The organism is Streptococcus sp. HMSC066F10 (genome assembly GCF_001813805.1).
GTDB classification, from domain to species: Bacteria; Bacillota; Bacilli; order Lactobacillales; family Streptococcaceae; genus Streptococcus; species Streptococcus vaginalis.
Genome location: NZ_KV813959.1, coordinates 155281 through 174367, shown reverse-complemented (window position 1 = coordinate 174367; position 19087 = coordinate 155281). Strand labels below are relative to the sequence as shown.

Genomic DNA, 19087 nt, shown 5'->3' with positions numbered 1-19087 from the left:
ATAGTCCCCGTCGGAAGGTTTACTAGCAATCAGATGGGGATTTTTGCTGCCTTTTTTCTTTGAAAAAGAGAAAAATGCCTTTTCGGAGCTTAAAAACAACATTTCAGAGTAGCCTTGCCAAAGATTTATCACCACATGCTATACTTGTTTTATCATATTTGAGGAAAGGATTATTATGACAAAAACCTACACCATTCGCCCCCTGCCTTACAGCAACTTTACTAACCGTGAGTTTGAGAGCTTGATGACGGACTCTCATCAGGTTCTTACTAGCTTTGCCAAGTCCTACAAGGATGAGGCTATGTATGATGAGCATCTTGAAGTCTTTGACAGTAAGCTGGAGCAATTCCAAGCCCAGTTGGCCAGCGTAGAAAATAAACAAACCTTGAGTCTAGCAGAAGTGGATAAGGAGCGGGACAGTGCCCTAGTCGGACTGTTTACCTTGCATAGGGGCTTTGCCAAAATCAAGGAGCCCAATCTCAAAGCTGCCCACGAAACCCTAACGTCTGTCCTTGCGAAGTATAAGGACATCACCAAGCATACCAACGATGTCGCAACTGCTGAAATCAAGAGTCTCCTCAAAAACCTCAAGGAGGAACCTTATGATGCAGCAGTGACTACCTTGGGTCTTCTGCCGATGCTTACCGCCGTGGCAACAGCTCAGGAAGACTATGACCGGGCAGAAACTCTGGCGCGTGCAGCCAAGTCCAGCAAAGAAGTCGGCAAAACCAAGCAGTTGCGTACCGAGCTCTCCCGTATCTATGACCTCTTTATGCGCTATACCGCAGCCTCCGCAGAAGCCTATCCCGAAAAACTCCACTTTGCTAAACTCCTCAAAGACCTCAACACCATCCGCGACAGCAAGCGCCGCCTATCCAGTCCAAGCAAGAAAGCAAAAACGGAACAAGTGGCAGAGATGGCAGGGTAAAGTTAATCCCTTAGAATGATTTCTAGGGGATTTTTGGTGGTTTCGTGGTATAATTCTATCAAAAGAAACCTACACAAACTTGATGAAACTGCAGGTGAGTGAAAAATGGGAAGCGAATTATTATGAACGAAGAAAAATTATTGGGAAATATATCATTTATACTTTCTATTACAAGAAACGATGGAAGCAAAGCAAATTTTATATATAATAACTAATTTTACCGACGATTTTGATAATTCTGAGATATTCATACCACTTTTCCCGTTTTTATCATCAATTTGTTTAGGCTGGATTGAGAAGTTTCAAGAACAAGGAATCATTTTAGAATTACCAAACATCAGAGATGTAAACCTTGTAACCATGATGAAAAAAATTAGAATTGGCGTGAAGCTCTATTCTGATAATAAATTTGCAAAAGCTTGTAATAAGTTAAGTAATAGTGCGGTTGAAAGAAAGCGCCTATTAGAGTCGAACTATAATTTTTATCAAGAATTTTTTGTTTATTGCTTTGTGCAGCACGATTTGGGAGTTTTACTATTGATGATATTCCTTATGGAAACATTAGTCAAATGAGTATATATTTTGAGGTTAAATAAATTTACAACTATAGAAAAGTGAGAACAAGAAATAGAACCAATTTTTATTGATTATTCTCGTGATCTGTCTGCTTTTATCAATTCGGTCACTTCAAATTTTGAAAAAGATTTTAATTTAGATCCAGCAATGAAACTGGATATTTCAAGTTGTAAATTAAGACATATTGATAAGTTTTTAATGGATAACAGAAGGCAAGATATTTTACTAGGGAATCTGCCACTTGAAGTTCAATTACAGTTATTCAATATTCTATGTCAGAACAATTTTCTAAATAGCTTATTCCCGAAAGTATTCTAAAATAAAGGTAATATATTCTATCGTTCAAAAATCCAATCTTATCTAGTTAGCGTCAATTCTTTAGCAAAAATTCTAAGTAAATATTCCAAAAGTATTAATTCTGGTTTAGCAGAAAAAATACAAAGGACAAGGTAAAAAATAGATTTGAAAACTTTAGTGAAGAGTGCAAGAAAGAAAAATTAGACACTTTTGTTGACTTTTTTTGATACCCAATGTAAAATAAAATATTTTCCTTTTACAAATTTCCTATTTCTTGCTATAATGTTTTGTATGAAAGAAGTCTCATGCAATTACTTGCTAGCGAGTCTGGGATGGTGGAAGCCAGATAAGAGCTGAATGAAGATGGAGCTTTCGGTAAATTTTAGTCGTTGATGTTATCTTAAGGCTATATTAACAATGAAGTAATAAACTAGGGTGGAACCGCGTTTTGACGCCCCTATGCAAAGCTGTATAGGGTGTCGTATCGAGTGCAGTTCTGCTTTTTGTTTTGTTAGTCAAATTGATTCACTTGTTGAGACTAGTATATTCCTACTATAAGCTCAAGTTACAAGAATATTATAATAAAAAGAATGGAGTAAACATTATGCCGAAGAAGTTAACCTTCCAAGAAATTATTTTAACGTTGCAACAGTTTTGGAATGATCAGGGTTGTATGCTCATGCAGGCTTACGATAATGAAAAAGGTGCTGGTACGATGAGCCCCTACACTTTCTTACGGGCTATTGGACCTGAGCCATGGAATGCGGCTTATGTAGAGCCTTCACGTCGTCCAGCAGATGGACGATATGGTGAAAATCCGAATCGCCTTTACCAACATCATCAGTTTCAGGTTGTAATGAAACCAAGTCCTAGCAACATTCAAGAGTTGTATTTACAATCATTGGAATTGTTAGGAATTAACCCGCTAGAGCACGATGTTCGCTTTGTCGAAGACAACTGGGAAAATCCTTCAACTGGTTCTGCAGGTTTGGGTTGGGAAGTATGGCTTGACGGGATGGAGATTACACAGTTTACGTATTTCCAACAGGTCGGTGGTTTATCTACCAGTCCAGTTACATCTGAAGTTACCTATGGTTTAGAACGTTTGGCATCTTATATTCAAGAAGTGGATTCTGTTTATGATATTGAATGGGCAGATGGAGTTAAGTACGGCGAAATTTTCCGTCAGCCAGAATTTGAACATTCAAAATACAGTTTTGAAGTGAGCGACCAAGCCTTGCTTTTAGAAAATTTTGATCATTTTGAAGCAGAAGCAAAACGCTGCTTGGAATATAATCTTGTGCACCCTGCTTATGATTATGTATTGAAATGCTCTCATACTTTTAATTTATTGGATGCTCGCGGAGCTGTTTCGGTGACGGAGCGGGCAGGTTACATTGCTCGGATTCGCAATTTGGCACGTATTGTTGCTAAAACTTTTGTGGCAGAGCGCAGACGACTAGGCTATCCATTATTAGATGAAGCAACACGTGAGAAATTATTGGCTGAGGAGGAATAAAAATGACAAAGAATTTATTGGTTGAGTTAGGGCTGGAAGAAATGCCGGCCTATGTCGTAACACCAAGCATGAAGCAATTACGTGATAAAATGGCAGCCTTTTTAACAGACAATCGTTTAACTTTTGATAAGATTGAAATGTTTTCAACTCCTCGTCGCTTGGCTGTGCGCGTGTCCAATCTAAGTGAAAAGCAAACAGATTTAACAGAAGATTTTAAAGGACCAAGCAAGAAGATTGCTTTGGATGCAGAGGGAAATTTCACCAAAGCCGCGCAAGGTTTTGTTCGTGGAAAAGGCTTGACTGTTGAAGATATCACATTCCGTGAAGTCAAAGGCGAAGAATATGTCTATGTGACCAAGCAAGAAATCGGAAAACCTGTTGAAGAATTGATTGACGGAGTTGTTGATGTGCTGACTTCACTAAGCTTTCCGGTCAATATGCACTGGGGGAGCAATACATTTGAATATATCCGTCCCGTTCATACCCTAACTGTGTTGTTGGACGATGAGTCCTTTTTGATGAATTTGTTCGATATTGAAAGCGGACGGACAAGTCGGGGTCATCGTTTTCTCGGTCATGAAGTGAAGATTCAGTCTGCAGATTCTTATGAAGAAGATCTGCGCGAAGTTTTTGTCATTGCTAGTCCAATGGAACGAGAAAACATGATTTTGGATCAAATCAAAGAAATCGAGAAAATGCACAACGTTCATGTGGAGATTGACGAAGATTTGCTGGACGAAGTGCTGAATTTGATTGAATACCCAACCGCTTTTATCGGACGTTTTGACGAGCGTTACCTAGATGTACCTGAGGAAGTCCTTGTGACTTCCATGAAAGTCAATCAACGCTACTTTGTTGTTCGTAACGAAAATGGCAAGCTGCTTCCATATTTTGTATCGGTACGTAACGGAAATGCAGAACATCTCGAAAATGTGGTCAAAGGGAATCAGAAAGTGTTGGTAGCTCGTTTGGAAGATGCAGAATTTTTCTGGCGCGAAGACCAACGATTGGTTATTTCTGATTTGGTTGAAAAGTTGAAAAATGTGACCTTTCATGAAAAAATCGGCTCTCTAGCAGAGCACATGGAGCGAACAGCAAAGATCGCAGCTCTTTTAGCAGAAAAAGCACACTTATCTACTCGGGAAGTGAAAGATGTAACCCGTGCCGCATCTATTTACAAATTTGATTTATTGACCGGTATGGTTGGAGAATTTGATGAATTGCAAGGTATCATGGGAGAAAAATATGCTCTACTTGCAGGAGAAAACACAGCAGTAGCTAGAGCTATTCGAGAGCATTATTTACCAACTGCCAGTGACGGTGAATTGCCAGATACGAAAGTTGGTGCTATTTTAGCCATTGCAGACAAGATAGACACAATTCTTTCGTTCTTCTCTGTTGGACTCATTCCAAGCGGTTCAAATGACCCTTATGCTCTTCGTAGGGCAACACAAGGTGTTGTGCGCATTTTGGATAAATTTGGTTGGCATATTGCCTTAGATGAATTGATAGAACAGCTCTATGCGCTGCAGTTTGATAGTCTCACATATAGTAACAAAGAGCAGGTACTTGATTTCTTCCGTTCGCGTATTGAAAAAATGATGGATAATGATATTCCAAAAGATATCGTAACAGCTGTGCTCAACAGCTCGACGTTTGTTGTACGTGATTTGGTCGAGGTGGCGGCTCTTTTGGCAGAAAAAGCACAAGAAGATTCTTTCAAATCGTCGGTCGAAAGTTTAGCACGTGTCTTTAACTTGGCAGAAAAAGCAGAAACGGCTAGTGTTGTGGACGAGAGCCTCTTTGAAAATGCCGAAGAAAAAGCCCTTCATGCAGCAATAGAAAACTTAACGTTATCTGATGACTTAGCAGATAATATTGAGCAACTCTTCGCTTTAAGTCCAGTGATTGACGCTTTCTTTGACAATACTATGGTTATGGTTGAAGATGAAGCAATCCGAGCCAATCGTTTGGCACTCATATCTGCCTTAATGACGAAAGCCAAAAAAGTGGCACAATTTAACCAAATCAATACAAAATAATCCAAGGAGGGAAAATGGAACCAAAGAAAATCGAACGCATCAACGAACTTGCCAAAAAGAAAAAAACAGTTGGTCTAACGCCAGAAGAAAAAGTAGAGCAAGCTAAATTGCGTGAAGAATACATTGAAGGCTATCGTCGTAGCGTTCGCCACCACATTGAAGGGATTAAAATTGTGGATGAAGAGGGCAATGACATCACGCCAGAAAAACTTCGCCAAGTCCAACGTGAAAAAGGCTTACACGGTCGAAGTTTAGATGATCCAAATTCGTAATAAAGGCAGCAAAAATCGCCGAGAAACATTCTCGGCGATTTTTGCTAGGCTATTTTGTAATATCTTCAAAATGGTCAAATGTTTGACTGTCAATAACTGCCATCAACAATTCGTCCTTTTTAAAGGTATAGTCAGGTGATGTATCAATGTTGAGAACGCCGTCGGGCATTTCTCGAAAACCAATGATATTGAGGTTGTAGTTTTGACGAAGTTTTAATTGGGCTAAATTCTTACCAATCCAAGACTGAGGTGGATAAAATTCGATAATAGATACATTTTTATCTAGTTCAATGACGTCAGTCGTAGCTTGATGCAGGATATTTTTTGCAAGTGAAATTCCTGTTTCACGCTCAGGGGAGATACAGCGATCTGCTCCGACCTTTAGCAGCACTTCTCTGGTTGTTTTACTTTTCACCTTGGCAATTACTTTTTCAACGCCTAACGATTTGCAGTGCATAACAGCAAGGACACTCGATTCTAGATTGTCTCCAGTAGCGACCACGACCGTATCACAGGTATCAATTCCTGCAGCTTGCAGCAAATCGTGGTCTGTAATATCGCCGACCACGCCTCGTGCTAAAATGGGTTCAAAATGGTTGATGACATCTTCATGATCGTCAACAGCGATAATATCGCAGTTGTATTTACGGAGCGTGTTAATGATACTGCGACCAAAAACTCCTAGCCCCAGTATACCGATTGTTCGTTTATCCATAAGATTCCTTCCTATCCAATAATAATATTTGCATTGGCAAATTTAATTGTGTCTTTTTTCTTCGGTTTTCGATTGGAAAGACTGACAATTAAGGTCAATGGTCCGATACGTCCGATAAACATCAAAAACATAATCACCGTTAAGGCGGCATGATTTAAAGTAGGCGTTAGATTTGCCGTTACGCCTACCGTTCCAAGAGCGGACATGGCTTCAAACATTAAGTAAATAAAACGATGTCCGTTATCAGCGATCATAGTCAAAAAAGTCAAGCCAATGATAAAGGTTGTTGTAAAGACAATCAAGACACTAAAGGCTTTTTGAATGGTAGAGGGAGAAAACGTATGGTGTCCAAAATTAGTATGAGGCAAGCCAAGGATTTCCGTTCGGGCAAAGGCTAATACGACCAAAAAAGTAGTGATTTTCAGTCCCCCTGCCGTTCCTCCGGGAGCACCCCCTAGAAACATTTGAATGATGTAAAGGAGAAGTGTCACTGGGCGAGCTTGTGTATAGTCAATTGTTGCAAAGCCGGCCGTCCGCATGGTGACGGTTTGAAAGAAGCTGACTAAAAGTTTCTTTTCAAAGGGAAGTCGACCAATAGTAGCTGTATTTTGATATTCTGTCAGAAATGTCAAGCAGGTTCCACTGATTAAGATGAAAGCTGTTAAAGCAAGAACCAATTTTGTGTGAAAGCGTAATTTCCGCTTGTGTCCTTTTGTCTGGATATTTGTTTTTAAGTCAAACCAAACTGAAAAACCCAAGCCTCCCATGATAATCAAGGCAGCAATGGTCAAATTGACCAAGGCATCTGTTTTATAAGCTAGCAAGCTAGTGCTTCCTAAGTTGTCAAATCCAGCATTACAAAATGCAGAGATAGCAAGGAAAATGGAGGTTAGAAGTCCTTTTCCCCATCCTAAAAGGGGGACAAAGCGAAAACTGAGGATAAATGATCCAAGAGCTTCAATGCTGAAAGTAATGAGAAAAATGGAGCGAAGAAAGTCGCGAATAGAATTTGTCTCATCTCGACTAAGACTTTCCTGTAAAGTAGTACGATTGGAAAAACTGAGTTTCTGATTGGAGCGGACATAAATCAGCCCAATAAAGCTAATCAGCCCCAATCCGCCAATCTGAATGAGGAGCATACAGATAATCTGTCCCCAAACATTGTAAGTATCTGCAACAGACTGCGTAAAAAGCCCCGTCACACAAACCATTGAAACTGATGTAAAGAGGTGGTCAAAATAATTAGCTTTAGAAGTTGCTGTCTGCATAAAAGGCAGATTTAAAAGAAGAGAGCCCACCACAATTACAAGGGCAAAGCTCAATAAAATGCGCCTAGCAGGAGATAATCTTGATAAAAAACGTGACATTCGTATCTTCCTTCATAGAATAATGACTTTATTTTACCACAAAGCAGCTTAAAAGACGAGAAGGAAGGCGTAAGAAGTCTAGCCCTTCTTTAAAAGTTTTCGACCGAAAAATATGCAACCAGCAATCACTGCCACATCTATCCAGAACAAGATTGGATCTGTTAAGATGAAGAAAAAATAGAGACACACAACGAGGAGAATTACTAAGAGAGCTAGGATAATTTTTTTGTATTGTTGAAGTTTCATTTGAATGTAGCCTTTCTATTTTTTACTTATTCCAAAAAAGTGTGTTTAGGTCTGTCTTTAAAGCTAGTGCTAGATTAATGCAAAGTTCTAGCGTGGGATTATATTTGTTGTTTTCAATCATGTTAATTGTCTGCCGCGAAACGCCAATTTGTTTGACAAGGCCTAGTTGCGAGAGTCCTAGATTTTTTCGGAAATCTTTCACGTGATTCATGTATTTATCCTTATCCTAGTGTCAAATATAAGTGACTTTTGTCCTTTTATTATAAATATACTTGTGAAATATATCAAATATAATTGACAAAAAACTTTACATGATTCTAAAATTCTTTTTTTAAATCTTTGTGGTATAATAGTAAAGATATGACAAATGAATTTCATCATGTAACAGTTCTTCTGCACGAAACCATTGATCAACTTGATATAAAACCAAATGGAGTCTATGTTGATGCAACATTAGGTGGAGCAGGACATAGTGAATATTTATTGAGTAAATTAGGAAAAAACGGTCATCTATATGCTTTTGATCAAGATCAGACTGCTATTGAGCATGCTCAAAAACGCTTAGCACCCTATGTGGCGCGAGGAATGGTGACTTTTATCAATGACAATTTTCGTCATTTAAAGGCTCGTTTGAATGAGCTAGGTGTTGAAGAAATTGATGGTATTTGTTATGATTTAGGAGTTTCGAGTCCGCAACTTGATGAGCGTGAGCGTGGCTTTTCCTATAAACAAGATGCTCCGCTTGATATGCGAATGAATCGTGAGGCAAAGCTAACAGCTTATGAAGTAGTTAATCAATATAGCTATCATGATTTAGTGCGGATTTTTTTTAAGTATGGGGAAGATAAGTTTTCAAAACAAATTGCTCGTAAAATTGAGCAAATGCGTGAAAAGAAACTGATTGAGACTACTACGGAGTTGGCAGAGATTATTAAATCTGCTAAGCCTGCCAAGGAATTAAAGAAAAAAGGTCACCCAGCTAAACAGATTTTTCAAGCCATTCGTATTGAGGTCAATGATGAGTTGGGAGCGGCAGACGAGTCCATTCAACAGGCGATGGATTTGTTAGCGGTTGATGGGCGGATTTCTGTGATTACTTTTCATTCGTTAGAAGACCGCTTGACCAAGCAACTTTTTAAAGAGGCATCAACAGTGGATGTGCCGAAAGGCTTACCATTTATTCCAGAGGATTTACAACCTAAAATGAAATTGGTTACTCGAAAACCTATTTTACCAAGTAAAGAAGAACTAGATAACAATAATCGCGCGCATTCAGCCAAGCTGCGTGTAGCGCAAAAAGTACATAAGTGAGGATTGAGATGGCAAATAATAGACCAAGAACGACTAGCCAGCTACTTCAGGCGCGTATTCAAAGATTTTCTCGTGTTGAAAAGGCATTTTATGGAGCTATAGTGTTGACGGCAGTTATCTTAGCGACAAGCGTTGTCTTTATGCAAACAAAATTATTGCAGGTGCAACGTGATTTAACGACTGTCAATTCAAAAATTGAGGCAAAGCGCACAGAGCTAGATGATGCTAAACAAGAAGTAAACGAATTGATTCGTAGTGAACGTTTGTCAAAATTAGCAAGTTCACAGGAAATGACTCAGAATAATGAAAATATCAGAACGGCGGAGTAGAGCATGAATGGACTCAGAAGACGAATTTTAAACCATGCTTTGAAAAATCGTAGGAATCCTGGTTACAACCGTAGACGAGTAGGGAAAAATCTAAGCGTTTTGACGGTTTTTGTCTTTTTTGTTTTCCTAATCAATTTTGCAATTATCATTGGAACGGGAAAGAAGTTTGGCGTGAATTTAGCTGAACAGGCAAGTCAAGTGCATCAAATCACAAAGATCGTCCCAGCTAAACGTGGAACCATTTATGACCGTAATGGTTTGCCAATAGCTGAAGACGCGACTTCCTATAATGTTTATGCAGTTATTGATAAAAGTTATAAGTCAGCAACAGGAGAAATTCTCTATGTAGAAGAATCTCAATACGATAAGGTAGCTGATGTATTTAACAAGTATCTTGGTATGGACAAGGACTACGTCAAAAAACAACTATCTCGAAAAAAATTACAACAAGTTTCGTTTGGTGCTCAAGGAAATGGTATCAGTTATAGTAATATGAATACCATTCGTGAGGAATTGAAAAAAGCGAAAGTAAAGGGAGTTGATTTCACAACTAGTCCAAATAGAAGCTATAACAATGGGAATTTTGCTTCTGTTTTTGTTGGATTGGCTCAGTTACAAGAAAATAAAGATGGTAGTAAAACACTTGTTGGAACAACAGGTTTAGAAGCTGCTTTAAACAAGACGTTAGCTGGAACAAATGGTGTCATCACCTATGAAAAAGATAAAAACGGAAATATAGTACCGGGATCAGACAAGGTTTCAAGGCAAACACAAGATGGAAAAGATGTTTATACAACCTTATCTTCGGATTTACAGTCTTTCCTTGAAACGCGGATGAATGCTTTTGTGGAAAAAGCTAAGGGAACTTATGCCAGTGCCACATTAGTCAGTGCAAAAACTGGAGAAATCCTTGCAACGACGCAGCGTCCAAGTTTTGATGCTGATACAAAGCAAGATTTGACAAAAGACTTTGCTTGGTCTAGTGCTCTCTATCAAAATCAGTATGAACCTGGCTCAACGATGAAGGTTATGACACTAGCTGCAGCTATAGACAATAACACTTTCCCAGAAAATGAAACGTATAATAATAGTGGTTTACAAATTGCGGATGTAACGATTCGAGACTGGAATGTCAACATGGGACTTTCTGAAGGACAGACATTAACCTATGCTCAAGGCTTTGCTCTTTCTAGTAATGTGGGAATGGCTTCTCTTGAGAAAAAAATGGGTGACGAAAAATGGCTAGACTATCTTAGCAAGTTTAAATTTGGTCTACCCACACGCTTTGGAATGAATTATGAAGATTACGGTGGTCTTCCGGCAGATAATATCGTTACTTATGCAATGAGTGCTTTTGGTCAAGGAATTTCGGTTACTCAGATACAAATGTTACGTGCTTTTTCTTCCATCGCTAATGACGGTGTAATGGTTGAACCAAAATTCATCAGTGCAATTTATGATTCCAAAAGTGGGAGTGCGCGTAAGGCTTCTACAGAAATTGTCGGGCACCCTGTTTCCAAAGATGCTGCTAAGTCAACGAGAGACCATATGGTGACTGTCGGTACAGATCCTATTTACGGAACCTTATATAGCAAGGCAGAAGGTCCGATTATCAAAGTGCCTAATCAAAATGTGGCAGTTAAATCCGGTACAGCACAAATTGCCGGAGAAAATGGCAGTGGTTATCTGACAGGGGCAAATGATTACATCTATTCTGTTGTGGCAATGACACCAGCAGAAAATCCTGATTTTATCATGTATGTAACTCTGAAACAGCCCTCAGAATCTTTCCAACCAATCTTCTGGAAAGAAGTTGTCAATCCGGTGCTAGAAGAAGCTGCAGCGATGAAGGATACTTTGAACTTGACGACGCAAACCCCTATTCTAAAGTCGGTTTCAAAAGAAATGGCTTATAAAATGCCCTCTACTAAAAATACCAGCCCTGGTGATTTAGCAGATGAGTTACGACGCAATCTTGTACAACCTATTATCCTAGGTACTAGTAAAAATATTAAGAGAGTGTCTGTAAAAACAGGTGAGACACTGAAATCCAATCAGCAAATTCTTGTCTTAACAGATGACTTTACTGAAATGCCGGATATGTACGGTTGGACCAAGAAAAATGTTGAAACATTCGGTGAATGGTTAGGCATAAAAGTGCATGTTAAGGGCAAAGGCTCTAAAGTCGTTGCCCAAAGTGTTAAAACCAACGCATCACTCAAGAAAATAAAAGAAATAACAATTACATTAGGAGATTAGCATGTTACAAGCTATCGTTGCAGGTGTTGTAACCTTTATTCTAACTCTGGTTGGAATACCTGCTTTTATTCGTTTTTATCATAAAGCCCATATTTCTGGGCAACAAATGCACGAGGATGTGAAGCAACACCAAGCAAAAGCGGGAACTCCAACCATGGGTGGGACTGTTTTCTTGCTAGCTTCCGTTTTGTCCAGTTTTGTGATTGCGCTTATATCAAGAGAACTCTCAAGCGCTGCCTTGATGATATTGTTTATTCTTGTTTTGTACGGCATTGTTGGTTTCTTAGACGACTTTTTAAAAGTTTTTCGCAAAATAAATGAAGGTTTAAATCCCAAGCAGAAACTAGCTCTTCAAATTATCGGTGGTATTGTTTTTTACTTCTTCTTTGACACCCACGGTGGAGGCGATTTGCTTAATATTTTTGGTTTCCCACTTCATTTAGGTTATCTTTATATCGCTTTTGCCCTCTTTTGGTTGGTTGGTTTTTCCAATTCAGTCAATTTGACAGATGGCATTGATGGATTAGCCAGCATTTCTGTTACAATCAGTTTGACAGCTTATGCAGTTATTGCGGTGGTTCAGCATCGTTTTGATATTTTAATTGTCATTTTGAGTATGATTGGCGGTCTGCTTGCCTTCTTCATTTTCAATCATAAACCAGCTAAAATTTTTATGGGTGATGTAGGGAGCTTAGCACTTGGTGGTATGTTAGCAGCCATTTCGATGGCGCTTCATCAAGAATGGACGCTGCTCATCATTGGAATTGTCTATGTCTTTGAAACAACTTCGGTTATGATGCAGGTTTCTTATTTCAAATTGACCGGCGGCAAACGTATTTTTCGGATGACACCAGTTCATCACCATTTTGAACTGGGAGGTCTATCAGGGCATGGTAAAGCTTGGAGTGAATGGAAGGTCGATTTCTTTTTCTGGGGAATTGGTCTTGTAGCTAGCTTACTAACACTTGCAATTTTATATTTATAAGAGAAACGAGGTGGGGACAATATTATTTCTGCCTCGCTTTTTTGTGACGAAAACTTCGTCCCTACCTCACTAGTCTTCTAGATTGCTGAATAACCCCCCTCTGAGAGAGGAGGTTAGAAACTAAAAAATGCAAATTTTATCTCTGGATGTCTCTTTTTTTGTTTTAAATAGCAGAAAATCCGAAAAATATATTAAAAAATCATGATTTTTCTTGTACTTATACGAAAAAAGTGTATAATAGGTTCAATATTTAGTTGAAGGAGGGGAGTAGTTGCTATCTTTATAAAGTAGAATGGCTTATTTTTTAGTTTTAAAAGAATGTTTATTCAATTTGAGCCAAAGGATAAAATTTGTTATTTTGTTTTTTTATGTATTTTTTGGCTTATTTTAATCATATTATGCAGAAAATAACTATTATTTTAAATAAATAATAGTTTCTGTCAAAATACAGCTCTTTACTTTTTGAAAATATTTCGGTATAATATTCAATGTAACAAGATGTGACATTAGAGGATGTTTATCTATGAAATCATCAAAATGGATTATTGCAACAGGAGTTGTGCTAAGCGCTGGAATCCTATTATCAGGTTGTGGCAAGTCAGCTTCTAGCACATCAACTTATTCATACGTGTATACACAAGATCCAGACACGCTAAATTATCTGATGGCGAACCGTGCGACAACTTCAGATGTTGTGACTAACTTAGTTGATGGATTATTGGAAAATGACCAGTACGGAAATTTAGTTCCGGCGCTTGCTAAGTCATGGACAGTCTCCAAAGATGGCTTGACATATACGTATAAATTACGTAAAGATGCTAAATGGTACACATCAGAAGGTGAAGAGTACGCAAGTGTAAAAGCGCAAGACTTTGTAACTGGCTTGAAATACGCCGCAGATAATAAATCAGAAGCCCTTTACCTCGTTCAAGATTCTGTCAAAGGTTTAGATGCTTACATCAAGGGTGAAACGAAAGATTTTTCAACGGTTGGAGTAAAAGCTCTAGATGACTATACAGTACAGTATACACTCAGCCGTGCAGAGACTTATTGGAATTCAAAAACGACCAATAATATCCTCTTCCCAGTTAATGCAGATTTCTTGAAATCACAAGGAAAAAATTTTGGTTCTGTAAAACCAACCAGCATTCTATACAATGGTCCTTATCTATTGAAGTCTCTGGCAGCCAAGTCTTCTATGGAATTTGCTAAAAATCCTCATTACTATGATAAAAAGAATGTTCATTTGGATAACATTAAATTGACATATTATGATGGCTCTGACCAAGAAGCCCTTATCCGTAACTTCACAGATGGTGCCTATAGTGCAGCTCGTCTTTATCCAAATAGCTCTAGTTTTGCTTCTGTTAAGAAACAATATGCTAACAATATCATCTATAGTTTGCAAGATGCGACCAGCTACTATTATAACTTTAATTTAAATCGTCAGTCCTATAACCATACATCGAAGAAAACAGATGCTCAAAAGGCTGCGACCCAAGAAGCGGTGCTAAATAAAGCTTTCCGTCAAGCTATCAATTTTGCCTATAATCGTACTTCTTATGGTGCACAAAGTAATGGGAAAGACGGAGCGACAAAGGTATTGCGGAACACACTCGTGCCACCAACATTTGTTTCTATCGGTGATAAAACGTTTGGTGATGTTGTGTCTTCTAAGCTGGTAAACTATGGCTCAGAATGGTCAAACATGAATTTGGCCGATGCACAAGATGCTTATTACAATCCAGAAAAAGCTAAAGCAAAGTTTGCTCAAGCTAAAGCAGAACTGCAAGCAAAGGGTGTTCAGTTTCCTATCCACTTAGATGTACCAGCTGATCAGACAAGTAAAATTGGTGCTCAATGGGAAAGTTCCATGAAACAATCTGTTGAGTCTGTCTTAGGCACAGAAAATGTTGTCATTGATATTCAACAAATGAGTTCAGATGAATTAAATAATATCAGTTATTTTGCTAATACAGCTGCTCAAAAGGACTATGATTTGTATAATGGTGGTTGGTCTGGTGACTATCAAGGCCCATCTACTTATCTAGATACTTTGAATATAAAAAATGGTGGTAGTTTACAAAACTTTGGTCTGGAACTAGGTCAAGAAAATGATAAGATCAAGGCAGTTGGACTGGACACATATACAGAGATGCTAGCAGAAGCAAATGCTGAAACCAACGAAGCTACACGCTATGAAAAATATGCCGAGGCGCAAGCATGGTTAATTGATAGTGGCTTGACAATGCCAAACCTCTCTCTTGGAGGAACACCATCTGTGACGAAAACAGTTCCATTTAGCCGTTCTTATTCATTAGTTGGAATCAAAGGTGCTTCAAGCAGTTATTTCAAATATGTCAAACTGCAAGACAAAATTGTAACAACAAAAGAATACGAAAGTGCTAAAAAGAAAAAGAAACCTCTAATAAAAAAGCGCAAGATGACTACGAAAATCATGTGAAATAAAACAAATGTAAGAAACTTCTATGAACGATAAGCTTCGTAGGAGTTTCTTTTTGTTGTTCCTATCTAAAGAACCTATATTGAAGAAGTCTCAAATAAGAGTTGGCTTTAGGGAGTGATTTTAAGTGCTGACAGATACATTTTTTCAAAAAAATTCTTGACAAGGAGTTTCTATTCTGTTATACTAATAAGGTACCCAATCGCGGGGATGGCGGAATTGGCAGACGCGCAGGACTAAGGATCCTGTGACCGCTTTAGGTCGTGAGGGTTCAAGTCCCTCTCTCCGCATCAGGTAAGCTGGCTTCGGCCGGTTTTTTGTTTCATTATTTTTGAAATGTGAGGAAAGAAAAACAGTTTTATAAGAGAAAGCGCTTAAAAGATTAGGAAATGCTGGTATTTTTTCCTAAAAAGTGATAAAATAAACAATGTAAATGGGAAAACCCATAAAAATAAATAGGAGGCCTAATACTAATGGCAATCGTTTCAGCAGAAAAATTTGTCCAAGCAGCTCGTGACAATGGTTATGCAGTTGGTGGATTTAATACAAACAACCTTGAGTGGACTCAAGCTATCTTGCGTGCAGCAGAAGCTAAAAAAGCTCCAGTTCTTATCCAAACTTCTATGGGTGCTGCTAAATATATGGGTGGTTACAAAGTATGTAAACTTCTCATCGAAAACCTTGTAGAATCAATGGGAATTACTGTACCAGTTGCTATTCATCTTGACCATGGTCATTATGAAGATGCACTTGAATGTATCAAAGTTGGTTACACTTCAGTTATGTTTGATGGTTCTCATCTTCCAGTTGAAGAAAATCTTGAAAAAGCTCGCAAAGTTGTTGAATTTGCGCATGCAAATGGCGTGTCAGTAGAAGCTGAAGTTGGTACAATCGGTGGTGAAGAAGATGGTATCATCGGTGATGGTGAATTGGCTCCAATCGAAGATGCAAAAGCAATGGTTGAAACTGGAATTGACTTCCTTGCAGCAGGTATTGGTAACATTCATGGACCATACCCAGCTAACTGGAAAGGTCTTCACCTTGACCACTTGCAAAAATTGACAGAAGCTGTTCCTGGATTCCCAATCGTACTTCACGGTGGTTCAGGTATTCCTGACGACCAAATCCAAGCAGCTATCAAATTGGGTGTTGCTAAGGTAAATGTAAACACTGAATGTCAAATTGCATTTGCAAAAGCTACTCGTAAATTCGTTGCTGAATACGAAGCAAACGAAGCTGAATACGATAAGAAGAAACTCTTTGACCCACGTAAATTCTTGAAACCAGGTTTCGAAGCAATTACAGAAGCTGTTGAAGAACGTATTGACGTATTTGGTTCAGAAGGTAAAGCTTAATCGCTTACTAAATAAACAAGAAAATCTCGCCTTGTGCGGGATTTTTGTTTTTCTTTGAGTTATTTGATTGAATGTAGTGTGGGATTTATTATTTTTTCTTTTCCTCTTGACAAATCAAATTTGCATGCTAGAATAGATTTATACGTTTATTTCGCCGATTTAGCTCAGTTGGTAGAGCAACGCACTCGTAACGCGTAGGTCGTAGGTTCAAGCCCTATAATCGGCATTATTGAAGGTCTTCATTGAATTGAAGGCTTTTTTTGTTATTTATAAAGTGTTGTTGCGTAAAAAGGTGCTAGAATCTGGTCAACTTATGAAAAAGCAAGGAAGTTATTCAGATTTCACGACCATTTGCGTCTCGAAATGAACCACTTACTGAAAACCGCTTGAATTTCACGAACCAATTGTTATAATAAAATAAAGAAAAACGAGGGGAGCGTTTATGAAAATTCGAGTTGAGCTAGATTCTAATCTGGAAGAAGCAGAAATTGTCATTAAGGCACCTCGCTTTGATGAACAGATAGAGCGCATTCAGCGTTCTCTGGAAGAAGTTGCTAAGCCGTCTATTCTTTTTTACAAAGATACGAGCGAATATTATGTTGATTTAGCAGATATTCTCTTTTTTGAGACAGAGGGAAATAAGATTTTTGCGCATGCTCGAAATAATGCTTATGAAGTCAAACTGAAATTGTATGAGCTGGAAGAATGCTTGCCGCGGTATTTCTGCCGTATTTCTAAGTCAACGATTACGAACATTAAAGCAATTTATTCATTAGAGAAGTCTTTTTCAGGGACCAGCAGTATTCGCTTTTATGATACCCATAAGCAAGTGCATGTGTCTCGGCATTATTTTCAATTCTTAAAAGAAAAATTAAGTGAAATGAGGTAAATATTATGAGAAAAACATTGTTTGGAGTGGGGCTTTTGGTATTGGCAGGTTGGGTGCTACTACAAGGAAATTTTGGTATTCCAGTTATGGATTTCAATTTTTGGCCCATTCTCGTGGTGCTGGGCTTCGCTTACTTTGCGATTGAAAATTTTTGGAGAGGAAATTTATCTGGTGGGGTTATTTTAGCCATTATTTCCTTAATCGTTGCAAATAGTAGCTATCACTTTTTGCCAATCTCATCTGGAACGATTTTTTTAGCAGGGATTCTGGCTTCTATTGGTATTGGCTTAATTTTCAAACCAAAACGGATTTGGGGTGTTTATCGTGGTTCAAATGCTCATCGCACTATAAATGGGGATATTAATTTTGGAAGTGGTACGCGCTACATCAATTCGGAAGATTTTACCTATGAAACGCTAGATTGTACCTTTGGGAATGCCACAGTTTATTTTGACAATGCCACGATAAAAGGCGATTCCGCTACCTTTGATGTTGATGTATCTTTTGGGAATGCAACGTTATATGTGCCTAGTAATTGGCGTGTGGAGTTGGATGTAGACAATGCTTTCGGCACAGTTACCAATCCCCGTAACATCAATGAGAAAGACAAGACCCTCTATGTAAAGGGAGATGTATCTTTCGGTCGTTTGGGAATTATCTATATTTAAGACTGATGGATTGGGCTGTCTTGGCTAAATTTTGAAATATAGAGAAAATAGTCTTGCAAAATCTTAAAAATTGTGATAAAATTTTACGGTATGTGGTATAAAGCCCGTGAAACTAATCAGGAGGACAAGTATAAATGGCAAAAGTATGTTACTTTACAGGTCGTAAAACTGTATCAGGAAACAACCGCTCTCACGCAATGAACCAAACAAAACGTACCGTGAAACCAAATCTTCAAAAGGTGACAATCTTAGTTGATGGTAAACCTAAGAAAGTTTGGGCTTCAGCACGTGCCCTTAAATCAGGCAAAGTTGAACGCGTTTAATTTATGAAGAATCGGACCTCTGGGGTCCCTTTTCTTTTTGTACAAGAAAATAGATTTTTTAGGACAAGGAAACCCCCAAACATTGACTGAATACTTTCTAATTATGTACTCTCTCTTTTACAGTCCGCGTAAAATATGGTAAAATAAACTATAAAATACTTTTGAGGTAGAAACTATGACTGTAAAAATCAATACAAAAGATGGTCAAATCGAACTGACAGATGATGTCATTGCGACAATTGTTGGTGGGGCAGCAACTGAAATTTTTGGTGTTGTTGGAATGGCCAGTAAAAATGCCATTAAAGATAATTTCCAAGCTTTATTAGGCAAAGAAAATTATGCGAAAGGCGTTGTAGTAAAAACAACGGAAGAAGGTAGCATTGCTGTTGATGTTTATACAGTTTTGAGCTATGGTACCAAGATTAGTGAAGTGTCTAAAAATATTCAAGAGCGTGTGAAATTCAGTCTTGAAAATCAGCTTGGAATTACTGCTGAAACAGTAAATGTCTATATCCAAAATATTAAAGTTGTAGGAGAATAAT

At 38.2% G+C, this 19087-nt stretch carries 17 protein-coding genes, 2 tRNA genes and 1 pseudogene; 17 read left to right on the top strand and 3 right to left on the bottom strand.

Annotated elements, in window-relative coordinates:
- The first annotated feature begins 175 nt into the window (after window positions 1-175).
- The 5 genes from HMPREF2933_RS02665 to HMPREF2933_RS02645 all read left to right on the top strand — a co-directional run bounded on the left by HMPREF2933_RS02665 (window position 176) and on the right by HMPREF2933_RS02645 (window position 5634).
- A complete protein-coding gene (locus HMPREF2933_RS02665) occupies window positions 176-928 on the top strand; it encodes a DUF6261 family protein (protein WP_070672461.1) in 753 nt (250 codons plus the stop codon).
- 180 nt (window positions 929-1108) lie between these two features.
- Window positions 1109-1501 carry a hypothetical protein gene (locus HMPREF2933_RS02660; RefSeq protein ID WP_024052160.1) on the top strand — a complete coding sequence of 131 codons (393 nt, stop codon included), beginning with the start codon at window positions 1109-1111 and terminating at the stop codon, window positions 1499-1501.
- A 904-nt stretch (window positions 1502-2405) separates the two neighbouring features.
- The gene (gene glyQ, locus HMPREF2933_RS02655; protein ID WP_024052159.1) at window positions 2406-3320 is read left to right on the top strand and encodes a glycine--tRNA ligase subunit alpha; all 915 of its coding nucleotides are present in this window, start codon (window positions 2406-2408) and stop codon (window positions 3318-3320) included.
- Between the two features lie 2 nt (window positions 3321-3322).
- Window positions 3323-5362 carry a glycine--tRNA ligase subunit beta gene (gene glyS / locus HMPREF2933_RS02650; RefSeq protein ID WP_024052158.1) on the top strand — a complete coding sequence of 680 codons (2040 nt, stop codon included), beginning with the start codon at window positions 3323-3325 and terminating at the stop codon, window positions 5360-5362.
- Between the two features lie 14 nt (window positions 5363-5376).
- On the top strand, window positions 5377-5634 hold the full coding sequence (locus HMPREF2933_RS02645) for a DUF896 family protein (RefSeq protein ID WP_003025937.1): 258 nt from the start codon (window positions 5377-5379) through the stop codon (window positions 5632-5634).
- Between the two features lie 49 nt (window positions 5635-5683).
- Here HMPREF2933_RS02645 and HMPREF2933_RS02640 read toward each other — a convergent pair whose 3' ends face one another.
- The 3 genes from HMPREF2933_RS02640 to HMPREF2933_RS02630 form a co-directional block, all read right to left on the bottom strand.
- Window positions 5684-6349, bottom strand: a complete 666-nt coding sequence (locus tag HMPREF2933_RS02640) for a potassium channel family protein (RefSeq protein WP_003025935.1) — start codon at window positions 6347-6349, stop codon at window positions 5684-5686.
- Between the two features lie 11 nt (window positions 6350-6360).
- Window positions 6361-7716, bottom strand: coding sequence for a TrkH family potassium uptake protein (locus HMPREF2933_RS02635; RefSeq protein ID WP_024052157.1), 1356 nt, complete (start codon window positions 7714-7716; stop codon window positions 6361-6363).
- 268 nt (window positions 7717-7984) lie between these two features.
- Window positions 7985-8173 (bottom strand): helix-turn-helix transcriptional regulator, encoded by a 189-nt coding sequence (locus HMPREF2933_RS02630; RefSeq protein ID WP_024051757.1) that lies wholly within the window; start codon window positions 8171-8173, stop codon window positions 7985-7987.
- A 149-nt stretch (window positions 8174-8322) separates the two neighbouring features.
- Here HMPREF2933_RS02630 and rsmH point away from each other — a divergent pair, with 149 nt between their 5' ends.
- From rsmH to HMPREF2933_RS02570, 12 genes and pseudogenes are all read left to right on the top strand, one after another.
- Window positions 8323-9273 (top strand): 16S rRNA (cytosine(1402)-N(4))-methyltransferase RsmH, encoded by a 951-nt coding sequence (gene rsmH, locus HMPREF2933_RS02625; RefSeq protein WP_024052155.1) that lies wholly within the window; start codon window positions 8323-8325, stop codon window positions 9271-9273.
- Between the two features lie 8 nt (window positions 9274-9281).
- Complete coding sequence (gene ftsL / locus HMPREF2933_RS02620) at window positions 9282-9602, top strand: cell division protein FtsL (protein WP_024052154.1); 321 nt, start codon at window positions 9282-9284, stop codon at window positions 9600-9602.
- Window positions 9603-9605: 3 nt separating this feature from the next.
- Complete coding sequence (gene pbp2X / locus HMPREF2933_RS02615; protein WP_070672459.1) at window positions 9606-11861, top strand: penicillin-binding protein PBP2X; 2256 nt, start codon at window positions 9606-9608, stop codon at window positions 11859-11861.
- 1 nt (window position 11862) lies between these two features.
- The gene (gene mraY / locus HMPREF2933_RS02610) at window positions 11863-12846 is read left to right on the top strand and encodes a phospho-N-acetylmuramoyl-pentapeptide-transferase (RefSeq protein ID WP_070672455.1); all 984 of its coding nucleotides are present in this window, start codon (window positions 11863-11865) and stop codon (window positions 12844-12846) included.
- A gap of 523 nt (window positions 12847-13369) precedes the next feature.
- Window positions 13370-15315: pseudogene (locus tag HMPREF2933_RS02605) on the top strand (peptide ABC transporter substrate-binding protein).
- A gap of 199 nt (window positions 15316-15514) precedes the next feature.
- Window positions 15515-15600 (top strand) — tRNA-Leu (locus HMPREF2933_RS02600).
- A 183-nt stretch (window positions 15601-15783) separates the two neighbouring features.
- Window positions 15784-16665, top strand: a complete 882-nt coding sequence (locus HMPREF2933_RS02595) for a class II fructose-bisphosphate aldolase (protein ID WP_003025917.1) — start codon at window positions 15784-15786, stop codon at window positions 16663-16665.
- Between the two features lie 153 nt (window positions 16666-16818).
- Window positions 16819-16891: transfer RNA gene (locus HMPREF2933_RS02590), tRNA-Thr, on the top strand.
- Between the two features lie 216 nt (window positions 16892-17107).
- The gene (locus HMPREF2933_RS02585; protein ID WP_003031093.1) at window positions 17108-17554 is read left to right on the top strand and encodes a LytTR family DNA-binding domain-containing protein; all 447 of its coding nucleotides are present in this window, start codon (window positions 17108-17110) and stop codon (window positions 17552-17554) included.
- Between the two features lie 5 nt (window positions 17555-17559).
- On the top strand, window positions 17560-18222 hold the full coding sequence (locus HMPREF2933_RS02580; protein WP_024052148.1) for a LiaF transmembrane domain-containing protein: 663 nt from the start codon (window positions 17560-17562) through the stop codon (window positions 18220-18222).
- Between the two features lie 134 nt (window positions 18223-18356).
- Entirely contained in the window at window positions 18357-18545 is a 189-nt protein-coding gene (gene rpmB, locus HMPREF2933_RS02575; RefSeq protein ID WP_003025909.1) for a 50S ribosomal protein L28, read from the top strand.
- Between the two features lie 175 nt (window positions 18546-18720).
- Window positions 18721-19086: an Asp23/Gls24 family envelope stress response protein gene (locus HMPREF2933_RS02570; RefSeq protein WP_003025907.1), complete on the top strand. Its 366-nt coding sequence runs from the start codon at window positions 18721-18723 to the stop codon at window positions 19084-19086.
- Window position 19087 lies beyond the last annotated feature (1 nt).